This window comes from Corynebacterium hiratae (assembly GCF_009708045.1).
Taxonomy (GTDB): domain Bacteria; phylum Actinomycetota; class Actinomycetes; order Mycobacteriales; family Mycobacteriaceae; genus Corynebacterium; species Corynebacterium hiratae.
Genome location: NZ_VIOG01000012.1, coordinates 65,182 through 80,863 on the forward strand (window position 1 = coordinate 65,182; position 15,682 = coordinate 80,863).

General features: G+C 59.4%; 12 protein-coding genes. 7 read left to right on the forward strand and 5 right to left on the reverse strand.

All coding sequences use genetic code 11. The features are described from left to right. The first annotated feature begins 89 nt into the window (after positions 1-89). The 4 genes from FME68_RS13465 (at position 90) to FME68_RS10485 (ending at position 6,662) form a co-directional block, all read left to right on the forward strand. Positions 90-398: a DUF362 domain-containing protein gene (locus tag FME68_RS13465; RefSeq protein WP_158397508.1), complete on the forward strand. Its 309-nt coding sequence runs from the start codon at positions 90-92 to the stop codon at positions 396-398. 1,535 nt (positions 399-1,933) lie between these two features. Then, positions 1,934-3,124: an MFS transporter gene (locus FME68_RS10475; RefSeq protein WP_049156938.1), complete on the forward strand. Its 1,191-nt coding sequence runs from the start codon at positions 1,934-1,936 to the stop codon at positions 3,122-3,124. 63 nt (positions 3,125-3,187) lie between these two features. Beyond that, positions 3,188-5,542, forward strand: a complete 2,355-nt coding sequence (locus FME68_RS10480; RefSeq protein WP_195914106.1) for an ATP-grasp domain-containing protein — start codon at positions 3,188-3,190, stop codon at positions 5,540-5,542. A 61-nt stretch (positions 5,543-5,603) separates the two neighbouring features. Beyond that, entirely contained in the window at positions 5,604-6,662 is a 1,059-nt protein-coding gene (locus tag FME68_RS10485; RefSeq protein ID WP_195914107.1) for an ATP-grasp domain-containing protein, read from the forward strand. On the opposite strand, the gene FME68_RS10490 is transcribed toward FME68_RS10485, so the two are convergent. The 5 genes from FME68_RS10490 to trmB are packed head-to-tail and all read right to left on the reverse strand — an operon-like array spanning position 6,659 to position 11,679. Beyond that, the gene (locus tag FME68_RS10490; RefSeq protein WP_158397511.1) at positions 6,659-7,003 is read right to left on the reverse strand and encodes a DUF3054 domain-containing protein; all 345 of its coding nucleotides are present in this window, start codon (positions 7,001-7,003) and stop codon (positions 6,659-6,661) included. The genes FME68_RS10485 and FME68_RS10490 overlap by 4 nt on opposite strands. Further along, a complete protein-coding gene (locus tag FME68_RS10495) occupies positions 7,004-8,014 on the reverse strand; it encodes a lysylphosphatidylglycerol synthase transmembrane domain-containing protein (protein WP_158397512.1) in 1,011 nt (336 codons plus the stop codon). Continuing rightward, positions 8,011-10,287: an MMPL family transporter gene (locus FME68_RS10500; RefSeq protein WP_158397513.1), complete on the reverse strand. Its 2,277-nt coding sequence runs from the start codon at positions 10,285-10,287 to the stop codon at positions 8,011-8,013. The genes FME68_RS10495 and FME68_RS10500 overlap by 4 nt, the downstream gene beginning before the upstream one ends. Positions 10,288-10,294: 7 nt before the next feature. Beyond that, entirely contained in the window at positions 10,295-10,906 is a 612-nt protein-coding gene (locus FME68_RS10505; protein ID WP_071407143.1) for an NYN domain-containing protein, read from the reverse strand. Continuing rightward, positions 10,906-11,679 (reverse strand): tRNA (guanosine(46)-N7)-methyltransferase TrmB, encoded by a 774-nt coding sequence (gene trmB, locus FME68_RS10510; RefSeq protein WP_158397514.1) that lies wholly within the window; start codon positions 11,677-11,679, stop codon positions 10,906-10,908. The genes FME68_RS10505 and trmB overlap by 1 nt, the downstream gene beginning before the upstream one ends. 354 nt (positions 11,680-12,033) lie before the next feature. Between trmB and FME68_RS10515 the strand changes: the two genes are divergently transcribed. The 3 genes from FME68_RS10515 to FME68_RS10525 all read left to right on the forward strand — a co-directional run bounded on the left by FME68_RS10515 (position 12,034) and on the right by FME68_RS10525 (position 15,679). Further along, positions 12,034-13,854 carry a phosphoenolpyruvate carboxykinase (GTP) gene (locus FME68_RS10515; protein WP_158381443.1) on the forward strand — a complete coding sequence of 607 codons (1,821 nt, stop codon included), beginning with the start codon at positions 12,034-12,036 and terminating at the stop codon, positions 13,852-13,854. A gap of 140 nt (positions 13,855-13,994) precedes the next feature. Further along, the gene (locus tag FME68_RS10520; RefSeq protein WP_158381444.1) at positions 13,995-14,807 is read left to right on the forward strand and encodes a class I SAM-dependent methyltransferase; all 813 of its coding nucleotides are present in this window, start codon (positions 13,995-13,997) and stop codon (positions 14,805-14,807) included. Next, positions 14,804-15,679, forward strand: coding sequence for an MTB12 C-terminal domain-containing protein (locus FME68_RS10525; RefSeq protein WP_158397515.1), 876 nt, complete (start codon positions 14,804-14,806; stop codon positions 15,677-15,679). The genes FME68_RS10520 and FME68_RS10525 overlap by 4 nt, the downstream gene beginning before the upstream one ends. Positions 15,680-15,682: the final 3 nt, after the last annotated feature.

A 15,682-nucleotide genomic window follows, 5' to 3' on the forward strand; every position in this document is an offset into this window, starting at 1 on the left:
AATCGCGTGTAATGGTGGACACTAGCTACAACGCGCTGTAATGTACCTCACTATCAAAAATATTGTGAGAGAGACGAGGAGAATGCCTCATGGCGTTAGACTTGACAGCTCGTATTCAGCAGCGAAAACCTGAACCGCGCTGGAAACGCCCTCCGCGTTTTATTGCGGGGGGCGAGTGTATAAATTGTCAAGAATGTGTTAGGCGTTGCCCAGCTGCTTTTGCAGCAATCGTGGTTCTAGATCACGGACCTGTAATCATCCCCGAACTCTGCTCAGGTTGTCCGCAGTGTGTGAAAGCATGCCCAATGGATTGCATATATGAGGATTTGGAGGGACAGCGTAACGGTACCCCTGAAGGGCTTTGGAAAAAGGTAGAGCAACGTGAAGAAGCATTTTAGCCGGCTTCCAAGTCGAAAAGGTGTGGAAGCAGGGGGCTCAAGACCGAACTGTTTGGACGTTGAGTCGAGCTTTCATTCACTCTGGATTGCAATGGAACGTCAGGTGGGTGAGGGAATTGAGGTCTCTCGCTGGGTGGACAAACTGCTTTCATTTGACGGGCGTTTGACCAGAAGTGAGGCGTTGATCAGTCTTTCCCCGCGTGAGAAGGTCTTACGACGATTGTTTCGCGATTCTGATTGGAACCCTTGCGGTGAAAACAGTAATCAGGTCATGCTACGAGTCTCCCTGCTAGTACACGGAAAGGTCAAGCTAGAGATTTCCCCAACTGAGGAGAAAGCAGATTACCTCCGCGAGGACGAAATTGGATGTCGAACTGTATTTTGCCCTGATCTACCCCAAGCGGTTGAACGTGAATTGGAGAACTGTCAGAGCAGTTCGATTTCCTTGAGTCGTCGCGCATCTCTTGCGATCGAGGAATATCATCAACGAGGAGAACTTGCCGTAAGGGTTCGAAGTGTGAATCAAGCGCTCCGGGAAATCCCGCCGGTTTGTTGCTATTGGAATGGCGAAGCTGTTCAGAATTTCAGGGAGCCTAGGTCTCTACCAAGTCAGCAAGACTGCTCAGCTCACACCTTAGACTTTACGGAAGAGGAGGTTCTCGGCCCGGTTACTGTACGAGTCTTATATTTCTTCTGGGCCTGTGAGCTCTTGAAAGCTGGCGGTCCGAATTCGCTCGAAACTCTCAACGGCCAAGACCTTGGGAGCATAACGAAGCTTCGGCCTCAACAAGATTTAGAAAATGAGCAGTGTCGACGGATCGAGGGGGTTACCCGTCGCAAGATTGTATCGGTAGTGGAAGCTACTAGCTCCCCCGAGGGTGGTACGAATCCCTCGAAGCTCTGTGATGACGGCGAATTCACGCTCGCGGGTTTTGTCGAGCTGGCCTCTGAAACCATTGAACGGATAAAGTGCCAAACGCGAAGTGATGTTGTTATGACCAGGGGATTTAGGGAGATTGGAGCTCTAAGGAAAGCTTTAGAAGAAGGGGCGATTGAAGAGCTTTCCGACTTTGACATGTACTCACATTACTGTTGGGTACTAGGCGGGGATCGGCATACTGAGGACGAGCTACACGCAATTTCGTCTCGAATGCGATACAACTCGTGGCATCTTCAGCCTTGGGGAAACACTTCGCCGGCGGAAATGCGTCCGATGAGGTATCACCCAGCTACTCTGCCAGATATTTCGTCTAACCTGGACTTTCACCATACTGGACACATTCGGTACTCCGTAAGGCATGCGATTCGAGCCCCCTATTCTCTGAGCCATGGAGGAGAACAGCTTCTTGGTTTCGGTGATATTAGAGCAATGCGCCAATCCGGAGAGCGCTATACCGATGAGGACCTCATGAATTGTGTCACGGCTTCGCGCCGAATGGGGGAATACCTCAGTACACTGTTGGAGCAATCATCTGTGACTGAGTTTTCGGCTGAAAGTAGTCGTTTACCTGAATCCTTGGGTGATCGGATAGCAAATGGTTGTTGACGCACGTGTGACGCGGCTGGCTCGATACAGTTTTGTGTTTGACTATTTTCTGTCGCATCTCGGCTACTTCGCTGTGATGCCGATTCTGGCGCTCTGGCTTCCTGATAAGGTTTCTCCGTTCATCGCTGGTTGTGCGATGGCTGCCTTTGGTATTTCGGTAAGAGCATCAACCTTGGTGATGGGGAGACTCCTACGGTTGCTTCCCTTCGCTGCGGCCATGCAGATCGGCCTAGTTGCGGCGTCGGTTTCTTTCTTTGTCATCGGTCTCCAACCTAATGCGCCACTGCTGGTCGTTGCCTTGCTCTTGGCCGGAGCAGGGATAAACATGAATGGATCGAGTATTCGGCACTACCTTGTTGAATCCGAAGCATCTGAGACGACTAAGTTAGAGATTTTTGGATCGATCAATATTGCGGTGAACGTCTCAGCAGCGGTCGGGCCAGTCATCGGCAATGTCCTGTTCTCAGCGACGTCGAATGTGATCTTTTTTTATACCGCTGCGTGCTACTTGGCCGCTGCAGTTGTACCGGCGTTGACGTTGTCATACAAGCTAAGACCTCGGAAAGCTGATGTCCGGGGTTCCTTTGCTCGTAGGGTAATTCAGCCCCTAGGCAAGGCAACTGTGCGATGGGTTGTTCTCGGCGTGGTGGTTGGCTACATGCTTTATAGTCAGCTCTTTTCTTCCATAGCGGTAGCAGTCAGTGCGCATTACACGTCGCCGGTCATCCGAGGAACGGTATTTGCCGTAAATGCCCTTTCGGTGGTACTGCTTCAGCCTCTGGGTACGCGATTGATTAAGAAAGCACGAGATAGCGGACTATCGAATCAGACGTTGGTGCTGGTTTCTCCTTTAGTTTTTGTAATTGCCCTGGTCGCGGTGAAGATTAACCCGTTTCTTGGGATAATCATTTTTTCCTTCGCGGAGACTCTTTTTATTCCGCTGGTGGACGCAGCGCTTCTTTCGTTACCAATGACTGGTTCTTTAGAAGCGGTTCAGGCGCGACAGTTAGTGGTTGCCACTGGGGAAGGAATCGGTCTTGGGCTTGGTGTCATCGTTGCTCCTCAATGGATCGCGTTGTCTGCTGCCGTGCTTATTGTCTGCTGCTTTGTTGTGCGCTTAATGAGTGGAGAACATGACGCTAAACAATGCGACAAGGTTCCATCCTCGGCTAAGCATTGAGAGCGCGGCTATTGACACTGAAACTGACAAACCAACAAACAGATCAATGAAAAGGCGATGAATATGAAATTGAACGACCGCTCTGCAGATGGTTCCGGCAGTTCTCCTCGAACGCTGACGCTAGTGATGTTTGGCTATAATCACGAGGCCCTTTGCGCTCTTGCCGAGGCAGACACAGAATTCTGCGTCATCGTGGTGGAGGAGCGTTCACTGTATGAAAAGAAGGGACTTGAAAAGCGATCTGCTGACCCTCGAATTCGATCTGTTCTTTCGCGGTGGGAGTGGTGCGAATACCAGAACAATTCTCCTGCAGCCGTCGAGTGTATCCGTGAGATTCTAAAGGGTACGCATGTTGATGGCATCGTGCCGGGCTTGGAGTATGCCGTAGGTGCTGCCAATGCTGCAGCTCGCGCCGTCGGCCTGCCGCATGCAGGGGAAGATGCTCCCTTGCGAGATAAAATTGCGTTCCGCCGTTGTGTGGGCGGAGTTCAATGGACTGAGGTTAAGAGCGAAAGCGACATCTTCGAGCCGCCCTGTGTGATTAAGCCGGCGAACCGTCAGGCCTCACTTGGTGTCTCAATCATTCGTTCATCTGAAGAGGTTTCGAAGGCGTGGACTCATACGTCGACCGCACGCGAACCTCGCCAGGAAGCGGGCCGACCATGGGATACTCGCTACATTTGCGAGAGCTTGATAGAGGGAGATGAGACGTCGGCCGAATGCCTCGTAGTCGATGGTGATGTGGTGTTTCTGAACATTACGAGCAAAGAGACTAGCGGTGCCGTGGAATTAGGACACGAAGTAGGACAGCACAATCCTGGGGTGGAGGAGGCCATGCGGGACTTGGTGTCGAAGTTGGGGGTGCAGACCGCTCTACTGCATGCCGAATTCAAGGGCACCACACCCATCGAATGCGCAGGCCGCCCACCAGGCGACCGAATCATGCTTCTCATTGATCGGGCGTGGGGAGTAAATCTCTATGAGCAGTGGGCACGTGCTATGTGCCAATATGCGGTTTCAGTGCCACAACAACCTAGTTCTTCAGCAGCTATTCGCTTCATTCATGCGCCGCGGGGTTTGGTACGGAGCATTGAAGATCCAACGGGACATTGCGTTATCACAGTTGAACCGAATACCTGGGTCTCCGAACTAGCATGTTCGTGGGACAGAGTAGGTTTCGTGGAAGCTGATACGCATGCGGAAGCAGTTCGCCGCGCATCGCAGGTTCGTTTCAAGATGGCCAACGATGTAGTTCTCTATCTCAACCACCGGAGGACTGCCGCGGAATGGACACCAGCGTTCGAAGCATCTGATGGTGCGGTGCTTCTCACTGACAAGGAAGTTCGACCTGCCGGCATCGTAGAGACAGTGCAGCTCGATACCAATGACCAAGATGCTGTCACTGCAGCAGTGGATGAATTGTCATCCCGCTACGACATCCGTGGAGTTGTCACTTTCAGCGACCGTGATGTAGAGACGGTGTCCTTGCTTGCCGATAAACTCGGCCTTCCTGCACCATCGCAGGCCGCTGCTCTGAAGGCACGGAACAAATTTGAGATGCGAAAGGCCGTGCAAAGTATCGCACCGCAGATGGTTCCTTCGTTTTCGTTTATTGAGCCGGGGGATAATGCGCAATCGGTAATGGAGAGTGCAGGAATCACGGTCCCGTGTGTGGTCAAGCCAGTGGATGCGTCTGGGTCTCGAGGGTTTTCGTTGTGCCATACGGCGGAGGAAGTCTCGGCTGCGGTGTCCCGATGGGGTGGCCCGATGGTAGTGGAGGAGTTACTGACCGGAAGCGAACACAGCGCTGAGGGATATGTGTACGAGGGGGACGTTCATCTCATAGGCGTGACAGATAAAACGACTACAGCTAAGTTTCGATTGGAAATTGGGCAGGTTTTTCCATCGGCCGTAGAGGGCATTCAGGATGCGGTGAAGCCGCTTCTACAAGCGACAATCAAAGCCCTCGGAATCAATAATTGTGCGTTCCATATGGAATTCTTCTTTGATGCTAGAACATCAACAGTTAAGTTGGTCGAGATTGCTGCTCGACCAGGTGGAGACTACATTGCCTCCCACTTGGTACCGCAGGTAACCGGTGTATCCTTCGCTCGTGATTTGGTACGCATTGCAACGGGGCAAAAACCTTCATTTGCGGTGCCCCGTGATGGCTATGTGGCGGCAACATTCAAGCTACATACTGATCAAGAGGGAGTACTTAAATCTATGGGTCAGCTTCCTACTGCTCCTATCGTCGTAGAATCCCAACAACACGTGCATGTCGGCGATGTGATTACGCAACCCCCTGCCGACACATTGAGTTCAATCCTTGCGGAAGTTGTAGTAGTCGCGGCGTCCCGGAGAGAGATTGAAGCTTTTGAATCGAGACTTCGGGAAGTGGAGGTCGTCGTTGAATAAGCAACGAATAGGCTTGGTCGGCGCATTCCCTCGGATGCCGCACGGTCATCATCAGCTAGGCATGCTTCGAGATGCCGCTGCTCGCCAAGGCGTAGAGCTCATCGAATTAGACGGGAAGAACCTCGACGAAGCGCTCGCTCGGAAAGAATCAACTGGATACAGTGACTGTGAAGGCTACGTATGCTTCCGCGAAGACTACACATATCAGACCGCTCTTCTCGACGATTCTGGTAACGCTCCAGAGTACGTAGCTAGATTGAAGCGGAAGGATGAGGCTCGTCAATGCTTGCGCGATGCTGGTTTCGAACAACCGGCGACGGCAGAGGAACCGCGAGATATACCAGGTCCTTGGGTCGTGAAGCCCCGCAGCGGATCAGGTAGTGCTGGAGTGAGTGTTCACACTGATCTCGAGAGTGCGAGGGAGGCGCTCCGAACACTGTCGGACGGCTTCGTCGAAACATTCGTCCAAGGCACTGAGTTTTCAGCGGAGGGGTACTTCTATGCTTCCGAACCTGTCGTCGTTGGTATCACTGATAAGAGGCTTGAGGGCGTGGTGGAAATCGGCCACCGTTACCCTAGCGTCCTTCTCTCCGATCATGAAGAAGAGATAGCCGCATCTGTCATTTCTGCCCTAAACGCATGGGGACTGAGCGCGGGGCTCTTTCATGTCGAGGGCTGGTGGGTGGACGGCCAGGGGGTGGTCTTAGGTGAAGGGCATGTGCGCCCAGGCGGCGACTTCATTCACCTACTTGTCAGTTCTGTACATGGTGCAAACATTTTTGATCCTCTCATTGCAGATGCTGTGCGCCAGCACGGTAGAAAAAACGCTCTTAACGATGGATTTGTCTTTCCTCAACGGCGCGATGGTCACAGTAGCGCTGTCCGCTATATCCAAGTCCCTCCTGGAACTATCACAGCCGTTAGTGGGGTCGATGAAGCGCTATCGGAGCCAGGAATCCTTGCCGGCTATTGCACAGCGGAACCTGGTGTAAGGGTGGAGACTGCGAGCTCCTCAACAGAGCGGCTTGGTTGCCTCGTAGCGCACGCGTGCGGCGGAGAAGATCCGGAGGATATTCTGGACCGAGCAATGGGTAGGTTGCGGATTACCGTGAGCGATTAGGAACGCCGGGCTGCAAAGGCCGCGATGGCTCGCCAGCCAAAGAAGAACAGCGCCGACATTACGGTGGCCACGATGAGGAAGGACCAGTGCGGCAGGCGCCCGTTGACCAGCATCCACAAAGCCATGCCGCCGATGACGGCGCTCAGCCACACGACGACGCCCTCCTTCCACAGGCCGCTTAGCTTCGTGGCCATGATGATGACCCAACCCACCAGCGCGCCCACGGTCCACGGCCAGAAGGCATCAACCCAGGAGCTAAAGCTCAGACCACCATGCGCCAGGCGGGCGAGGATGGCGAAGAGGGCGAGAGCGAGGACGTCGATAAGCGGGGCAACGCGCATTTAGGATTCCTTCCGGTTCAACGCCGCGTAAGAAAAGCCATCGCGGGCGTAGTGGGCGAAGTAGATGACCCATCCAATGATAGTGATGAGCGCAAAGGAAATAAGCCGGTAGATGATGGCCGCGGAGGTGGCGTGCACCACGGTCAGGCCCGTGGCCACTAGTGGAGCGATAAGGGCGGCCTCCACCGTGCCCACGCCACCCGGGGTGACCTGCGCGGAGCCAGCCAGCTTCGCGGCCAGGAAGGCCAGGGCCACACCGGCTAGTGTGGTGTCGTCAGCGCCGGCGCGCAGCCACGGAATCTCCCCGGTCACCGCCCACACGGATGCCCACAGTGCAGCCATATCCCCCAGGCGGTGAACTAGCGACGCCCCGGCAACCACAGCAAAGGGGCCACGCGAAAGGTGGACCTCGCCGAGGTTGCGGACCTCCTGAATCGCGCGGTCCCGCTTCGGGCCGGGCCGCAGCTTGCGCAGCCAGCGCTCAAGGGTCACCGGGTGCGAGGTCAGCCAGAAGATGCCGCCGAGTGCCGCGAGCATGAGGACAACCGTGGTGATCAGCGATCCCAGAGCCATATCCGCGTTGAGGAAAAACACCCCGCCCAGGCCAATGAGTGCGAGGAACATCGAGCTAATAATCGAGGATAAGAAGAGGAAGTAGCTGCACAGCGCCACCGATGCGCCCCAGCGGCGCTGCACCTGGAAGGTGAGCAAGGCCGAAAAGGCAGGGCCCGCCGGCAGAGTCGTGGACCACGCATTGGAGGCCAGCGTGATGGCGTAGGTTTCGCGCAGCGGCACCTTGACGCCGCCCGCTCCGATGAGCCGCTTCATCACCTCCGCCATGCCCGCAATGGACAGCAGCGCGAAGAACACCACCAGCACCACCGGCAGCGGCTCGGCGTGGCGCAAGCGGCGCAATCCCTCGGAGATGAAGTCCAGCTGGTCGCGGAAGAACCACGCCAGCGCGGCCAGGATAATCAGGGAAATTATCCAGGTGAGCCACTTCTTATTCATCGATCATCCGTGGATTTCAGTCGGCGTACCAGCTCGGTGAAGGGGATGAGTTCTTCGTCCGTGTCGGCGCTGCGGTCACCACGTACGGCGGCTTCGGGAGCCTTGCTTGCCGACGCCTCCTCAACCTGTTCAGCCGGAATCACGGGGGAGGGGTGCGGCTCTGCCGGCTCGGCAGCGGGAGCGTTGTCGCCGCCGAGGCGATGGGTCAGGCGGGTGAGGAAGCGCGGGGCCCACCAGTTGTCCTCGCGCAGCAGGTGCATGACGGCGGGGACGAGGAGCATGCGGACGATGGTGGCGTCGATAAGCAGGGCGAAAATCATGCCGAAGGCGATGTACTTCATCATCACGATGTCGGAGAAACCGAAGGCACCTGCGACCACGATCATGATGAGCGCGGCCGCCGTGATGATGCCACCGGTGTGCGCGGTACCCGCCGCGATGGCCTCGTCCGTGGACGCACCGCGGCGGCGGGCCTCCACCATGCGCGAGACCAGGAAGACCTCATAGTCCGTGGACAGGCCAAAGACGATGGCGATGATGAGCACCAGAATCGGGCTCATCAGCGGACCGGCGGTGAAGTTGAGCAGACCGGAGCCGAGGCCGTCGACGAACATGAGCGTCAAGATGCCCAGCGTCGCACCCAGGGAAAGCAGCGTCATGATGATGGCCTTCAGCGGCAGGATGAAGCTGCCGAAGACCAGCGCCATGAGGATGAAGGTGGCCAGCACCACGTAGAGCGCCATCCAGGGCAGCGTGTCGAAGAGCGCGTCGAGGGATTCGACCTCCATGGCTGGGGTGCCGCCGACATAAAGCTCCACGCCTTCCGGTGCCTCAATGTTCTCGAGCTCGTGGACGATCCGCGCGTAGTCATCGCGGTCTTGGATGCCGGCGCCGAGGACGGTGGTGCCGTCAACAGTCGCGGTCTTCGGGCCCATCGGTTCGGTCAGACCCTGGATGGAGCGGGCTTGCATGACGACGTCAACAAGTTGCTCGTTCGTCGCGTTCTTCACCACCAGCTTGACCGGCTCGGTGCGGAAGGAAGGGAACTGCTCGTTGAACTGGTCCTGTGCCACGCGCGCGTCCTGGTTGGGCGGCAGGTAGGTCTCGTTGATACCGCCGAACTTCACGCCCAGCACCGGCAGGGTCAGCGCGATGAGCAGGGCGCAGATGGCGGTGGTCATCAGACCTGCGCGGCCCATGGCCCAGCGCGGCATCCGGTACCACCAGGTGTCCTCGATGCGGCGCCCGCGCCGGGAGGTCTTGCGCACGGTCCACTTATCGATGTTGTGACCCAGCATGCCAAACAGCGAGGGCAGCACCATCACCGAGAGCAGAGCAGCGAGGCCGACGGCGGAGATGGAGCCGTAGGCCACGGATTTGAGGAAGGCCTGTGGGAAGAGGAAAAGCCCGGAGAGGGACACGGCCACCATGGCGGCGGAGAAGACCACAGTCTGGCCGGCGGTGGCGGTGGTGATCGCCACGGCCTCCTTGGTATCGCGGCCCTTGTCCAGCTCCTCGCGGAAGCGCGAAACCATGAACAGGCCATAGTCGATGGCCAGGCCCAGGCCCAGCAGCGTCACGACGGCCTGCGCAAACACGTTGACCTGCAGGAAGCCGGCCAGGATGGAAAGGATACCCAAGGAACCTAGGATGGACAGCCCGCCCACCACGAGCGGCATGAAGGCCGCAACGACGGAGCCGAAGACAATCAACAGCAGCAGCCCGACGAGCGGCAGAGCGGCCTTCTCCGCGCGGGAGATGTCCTCGGCCATGCCCTCATCCAGTGCATCGGCCACGGCGGTGGCACCCGCGACCTGCACGGGCAGCCCACTGGAGTGCAGGGAATCCTCAATGGTGCGGAAGTCCTTGAGGGTCTGCTCGCCGTCACCTTTCAGCCCGATGGCGGCGAAGGCCGTGGAGTGGTCCTGCGTGATGAGGTTCGGGTTGCGCTTATCGAAGTAGCTGGTGACAGAGTCAATCTGCTCCGGATGCTGAGACTTGAGGTCATCCAGAAAGGATTTGGCCTCGGCGGCGTGGGCATCGGGGTCATCGAAAAGCAGGATGACGTCGCCGGAATTGTCGCGGCCGAAGGTCTCCAACTCGATCTGCGCCGCGCTTGTCGACGCCGCCCCCGGGTCCTCCCAGCCCTCCTGGCTCATGCGCTCCTCAAGGCGCGTGCCGAAGCCAAAGAAGAGGCCCAGAATGAGCCCGACGATGAGGAGCGGAATGACCTTGCGGTGGGCGTAGGAGAAACGGCCCCAAGAATAAAACATGCGGCTCCTAACTGTGCTCGGGCGCGCGGTCCGGAAGCAGCGCGGACAGCGGGCGGAAAGGCTGCAGCCAGGCGCCGCCTGGAGGCAGATTATCCAGGTTAACGCGCGGCAGCGGCTCGCGGAAAACGCCCTCGATGTCTTCGAGGTCGACGAACTCGATATCGGGGTGGGTCAGCGCCCACGACGCGTGCTCGTGGAAACCGAGCACGCAGGTGGGCAGACCGGAAGCTGAGAGCTGTTCCAGCAGGTGCTGGAAGTTTTGGCCATCGGCAGAGGCCACGATGACACCGGAGAGATCCTCGCGGTTGGCTTTGATGTATTCGACCATGTCGGGGTCGACGTCATCGTCCTCGTGCAGCTTCGGCTTGGCAAAGACGGCGAAGCCGACGTTGCGGATGGCCTCGACCCACGGGCGGATGACGTCGGCGCCGCCGGGCGTGACGTTGGTGAAGACGGCGGCCTCGGGAGTGGCGTCGTTGTCGAAGGCCAGCTCCACCAGCCAGCGGCCGATGGCGTCGAAGCGTGGGCGGTAGGCGGCGGTGGGGCGCCCGCCGAGGATGGCGCCGAGCCCCATATCCATGTTGGGCGCATCCCACACCAGAAGGTAGGTGCCGGCCATTACTTCTTCTCCCAGAGGTACTCGGTGATGACGTGTTCCTTATCCAGGCCTTTGCCCTCAAACTTGGTGATGACCTGGCGGTCGGTGAGAATGGGGCACTCCGGCCAGGGCCAGCCCTTGTAGTCGAGGGAGGGCTCGACCTCGACGAGCTCGTTAATCCACTCGGCGTAGCCGGCGTGGTCGGTGGCCACGTGGAGCACACCGCCGGGTTTTAGGCGGGAGGCAAAGAGGTTGAGCGTGCCGGATTGGATGATGCGCCGCTTGTGGTGGCGGGCCTTGGGCCACGGATCCGGGAAGAAGATGCGGATGCCGTCGAGGGACTCGGGCGCGAACATACGCATGAGAACTTCGATGCCATCGCCGCGGACCATGCGGATGTTCTCAATATCGTTGCGGACGATGGAGCCTAGCAGCTTGGCTAGGCCCGGCTTGTAGAGCTCGACGGCAACAATGTTGGTGTCCGTTTCCAACGGGGCCATCGCAGCAGTGGAGGTTCCGGTGCCGGAGCCGATTTCCACGATGGTCTTAGCCCCCTCGCGGTTGAACCAGGCGGGGATGTCGAGGGGTTCGTCGGCAAGCAGGCGTCCCAACTGAGGCCAGTGCTCCTCGAAGAGGGCGTTCTGGTTGTCGGTGAGGGTGCCGCGACGGAAGGTCACGTTGCCGAGGCGTGGGTAGTCCAAATCATTGTTGAACTCGGCGTTGAAATCCGTCTGGAGGCCGCGGCCATGAGGCATCTGCGCGGCGGGATTCTGGGAGGAGTCTGCACTATTCATCAGTTGACATTGTTCCCTTAAGCAGGGGTGAAGGGCAACGTGCCGCGCCGTGCGGGACGCCCGGGTGATGCCCGATCGGGCGAGTCGGGGGTAGGAGTACGGCCGTACGGTACGTGTCGAGAGAGGATTTTTCACCCCCGTGCAGGGGTGGGTTTCTCCCTGCCGTGCTGTATTTCACAGTCCTATACCCTTGGGATAGTCGGCGTGAGCTGGGTGGATATAACCAGGGTGGCCCTTATTACACATCTTGGTATCACCAGCGTCCGTACTCTGGAAGGCGAGACGTCGATGGTGGAGAAGATCCCCACCGACGCTAAGAAGTGCCCTGGCCCACCGAACACAGGAGAATATGAAATGACCGCAACTATTCCAGGCCTTGTAGGTGACTTGCCCACGAAGAATGAGAAGCTCATTTCGTGGATCAGTGAGAGTGTCGAGCTCTTCCAGCCGGAAGAGGTTGTCTTCGTAGACGGCTCCCAGGAGGAGGCGGACCGCCTCGCCGCTGAGCTCGTGGAGAAGGGCACCCTGATTAAGCTCAACGAGGAGAAGCGCCCGAACTCCTACCTGGCGCGCTCGAACCCGTCGGATGTCGCGCGCGTGGAGTCCCGCACCTTCATCTGCACTGAGACTGAGGAGGACGCAGGCCCGACCAATAACTGGGCCCCGCCGGCAGCCATGAAGGAAGAGATGACCGAGGCCTTCCGCGGTTCCATGAAGGGCCGCACCATGTACGTGGTGCCTTTCTGCATGGGCCCCATCAGCGACCCGGACCCCAAGCTCGGCGTTCAGCTGACTGACTCGGCTTATGTTGTCCTGTCTATGCGCATCATGACCCGCATGGGCCAGCAGGCTCTGGACAAGATTGGTGAGAACGGCGATTTTGTCCACGCTCTGCACTCCGTCGGTGCTCCGCTGGAGCCGGGCCAGGAGGACGTCGCGTGGCCGTGCAACGAGAAGAAATACATCACGCAGTTCCCGGCAACCAAGGAGATTTGGTCCTACGGCTCCGGCTACGGCGGAAACGCCATCCTGGCCAAGAAGTGCTACGCGCTGCGTATCGCTTCCGTTATGGCGAAGGAAGAGGGCTGGATGGCGGAGCACATGCTCATCCTGAAGCTCACCAACCCGGAGGGCAAGAAGTACCACATTGCGGCCGCCTTCCCGTCTGCTTGCGGCAAGACCAACCTGGCCATGATCACCCCGACCATCCCGGGCTGGAAGGCTGAGGTTGTGGGCGATGACATCGCCTGGCTGAAGCTGCGCGAGGACGGCCTGTACGCCGTCAACCCGGAGAACGGCTTCTTCGGCGTTGCGCCGGGCACCAACTACGACTCCAACCCGATTGCCATGAAGACGATGGAGCCGGGCAACACCCTGTTCACCAACGTCGCGCTGACCGACGACGGCGATGTCTGGTGGGAGGAAATGGGCGAGGCCCCGGAGCACCTCATCGACTGGCATGGCAATGACTGGACTCCGGCGTCGACCACCAAGGCTGCACACCCGAACTCCCGCTACTGCGTGCCGATTACCCAGTGCCCGTCTGCCGCTCCGGAGTTTGATGACTGGAAGGGCGTCAAGATTGATGCCATCCTCTTCGGCGGCCGCCGCGCGGACACCGTCCCGCTGGTGACCCAGGCCTTCGACTGGAACCACGGCACCATGATCGGCGCCCTGCTCTCCTCTGGCCAGACCGCTGCCGCTGAGGGCAAGGTCGGTGCTCTGCGCCATGACCCGATGGCCATGCTGCCGTTCATGGGCTACAACGCCGGTGACTACCTGCAGCACTGGATTGACATGGGCGAAAAGGGCGGCGACCGTATGCCGGCCATCTTCCTGGTGAACTGGTTCCGCCGCGGCGAGGACCGCCGCTTCCTGTGGCCGGGCTTCGGCGAGAACTCCCGCGTTCTCAAGTGGATTGTGGACCGCATCGAGGGCAACGTCGACGCCGTCGAGACCGTCGTGGGCCACACCGCCCGCCCGGAGGATATCGACCTCACCGGCCTAGACTTCGACATCGAGGACGTCCGCGAGGCCCTTGCCGTGAACCCGGCCGATTGGGCTGGCGACATGGAAGACAACAAGGAATACCTGCACTTCTTGGGCTCCCGCGTGCCGTCTGAGGTGTGGGACCAGTTCAAGGCGCTCAAGGAGCGCGTTGAGGCTGCCTCCTAACGCCGCTTTCCGCGCCGCTGCTTTCCGACGCCCCTCCACCCAGCGGTGGTGGGGCGTCGCCGCGTTCTGGCATGTTAGGTTGGCCACAATAAGGTTAGGGTAACCTTTTAAATGGAGAAAGTCTCGCATATTCTGGGTGTATGACAACTTCTTCTTTGCCCATGCACGATCGTCCCGACTCCGAGGTTGGTGGACACTGGCTCCTCGCCCGCCTGGGAAAGAAGGTGTTGCGCCCCGGCGGGCTGGAGATGACCACCACGCTAATCGACGCCGCCGAGCTGAAAGACAAGGACGTGGTGGAGCTGGCCCCTGGACTCGGGCTCACTGCCCGCCAGATCGTGGCGGAAGGCCCGCGCAGCTACACCGGCGTGGACGAGGATCCTGATGCCGTGGCGCGCACGAAGGCCAGCCTCGCCGGCGCTTCCTCGGCTACCGTGGTGGTCAATGACGCCAAGGCCACGGGTTTGCCGGATAACAGCACGGATGTCGTCTTTGGCGAAGCCATGCTCACCATGCACGGCGAGAAGGGGAAGGCCGCGATCATGGCGGAGGCGTTCCGTATCCTGCGCCCGGGCGGCAGGTATGTCATCCATGAGCTGTGCCTGGAGCCGGACACGCTTGACGACGCCCAGAAGCTCGAGATCCGCCGCGCGCTGGCCACGTCCATCCGCGTCAACGCCCGCCCGCTGACCACAAAGGAATGGGACGGCGTGGCACGGGAGGCTGGCTTCGAGGTGACTGAGCGCCACTATGCAGATATGGCGCTGCTGCGCGCCAAGCGCAACTTGCAAGACGAGGGTGTGCTGGGCGTGGCGCGTATCGCCTTTAACGTCTTGCGCATGCCCGACGCCCGCCGCCGCGTTTTCGCGATGCGTTCGGTGTTCAACAAGTACAGCGACAACCTGCAGGCCATCGGCGTGGTGCTGACCAAGCCGGCCGCGGCTGCTCAATGAGTTTCGGTGAGAGCGGTGACGTTGCCGGCGGCGTGCCGGACGGCGTGATGGAGGCCCGCCCACGTGGGATCAGCTGGCCCACGGTTGGCGTATCTGTGGTGAGCAGTTGCGTCGCCGCTGCGCTGGTCTTGGGTTTCGGCGTGCAGCTCAGCCAAGGCAAGTGGGAACAGGCGGCAGCCCAGGGTGCCGCGATGACGCAGCCAGCCGAACCGAGCGTGCCCGCGAGCAGCGACTCCGCAGCGCCGGCGGCTGCGGCAACAACGGCACCAACAACGGCACCAACAACGGCGCCAACAACGGCGCCAACAACGGCGCCAACAACGGCGCCAACAACGGCGGCGTCCGCGGCGTCGCCAAGCGTTGCGCAGGACGCCCCCGCTGTGGCGTTGGAACCGGCACCGCAGGAGAATCAAGCGGCAGACCCAGCGCCAGAGCAGGCGGTGGATGAGACGGTGGAGGACCCCAACACCGGCTGGTACCCCAGTGGGGATTTCAGCGCGAGCTTTGCGGCTACTAACCCGGAGCCGACGCTCGATGACCTTAACGGCGTCCTGCACGCGCTCGTGGCCACGCCGGGATCCGATGCGGACAAGGCACACAACCTCGAGGCTGGGCTGCCGGGGACGGTGGTGCCGAGAACCATTTACAACCTGGGGATATTCCGTCCGCCGCTGGGCTGGAAGCGGATTAGCGGGCCACTGACGGTGGAGGGGAACACCGCGAGTGCCACGCTCAACGCGAGCTCGGCCGGGCGTCCCACGATCTCGTTGCGGGTGGAGTTCCGCTACCTCGACGGGCGCTGGAAGCTGGCCACGAACTCGCTGCGCAACGGCATCGATGCGGTGGGCCTGCCCATCGCGGGCGCGTTTTAAGGC

What these genes read in the sequence shown, in the direction of transcription:
- FME68_RS13465 (WP_158397508.1), top strand. Translation starts at nt 90, where the DNA reads ATGGCGTTAGACTTGACAGCTCGTATTCAGCAGCGAAAACCTGAACCG.
- FME68_RS10475 (WP_049156938.1), top strand. Translation starts at nt 1,934, where the DNA reads ATGGTTGTTGACGCACGTGTGACGCGGCTGGCTCGATACAGTTTTGTG.
- FME68_RS10480 (WP_195914106.1), top strand. Translation starts at nt 3,188, where the DNA reads ATGAAATTGAACGACCGCTCTGCAGATGGTTCCGGCAGTTCTCCTCGA.
- FME68_RS10485 (WP_195914107.1), top strand. Translation starts at nt 5,604, where the DNA reads ATGCTTCGAGATGCCGCTGCTCGCCAAGGCGTAGAGCTCATCGAATTA.
- FME68_RS10490 (WP_158397511.1), bottom strand. Translation starts at nt 7,003, where the DNA reads ATGCGCGTTGCCCCGCTTATCGACGTCCTCGCTCTCGCCCTCTTCGCC.
- FME68_RS10495 (WP_158397512.1), bottom strand. Translation starts at nt 8,014, where the DNA reads ATGAATAAGAAGTGGCTCACCTGGATAATTTCCCTGATTATCCTGGCC.
- FME68_RS10500 (WP_158397513.1), bottom strand. Translation starts at nt 10,287, where the DNA reads ATGTTTTATTCTTGGGGCCGTTTCTCCTACGCCCACCGCAAGGTCATT.
- FME68_RS10505 (WP_071407143.1), bottom strand. Translation starts at nt 10,906, where the DNA reads ATGGCCGGCACCTACCTTCTGGTGTGGGATGCGCCCAACATGGATATG.
- trmB (WP_158397514.1), bottom strand. Translation starts at nt 11,679, where the DNA reads ATGAATAGTGCAGACTCCTCCCAGAATCCCGCCGCGCAGATGCCTCAT.
- FME68_RS10515 (WP_158381443.1), top strand. Translation starts at nt 12,034, where the DNA reads ATGACCGCAACTATTCCAGGCCTTGTAGGTGACTTGCCCACGAAGAAT.
- FME68_RS10520 (WP_158381444.1), top strand. Translation starts at nt 13,995, where the DNA reads ATGACAACTTCTTCTTTGCCCATGCACGATCGTCCCGACTCCGAGGTT.
- FME68_RS10525 (WP_158397515.1), top strand. Translation starts at nt 14,804, where the DNA reads ATGAGTTTCGGTGAGAGCGGTGACGTTGCCGGCGGCGTGCCGGACGGC.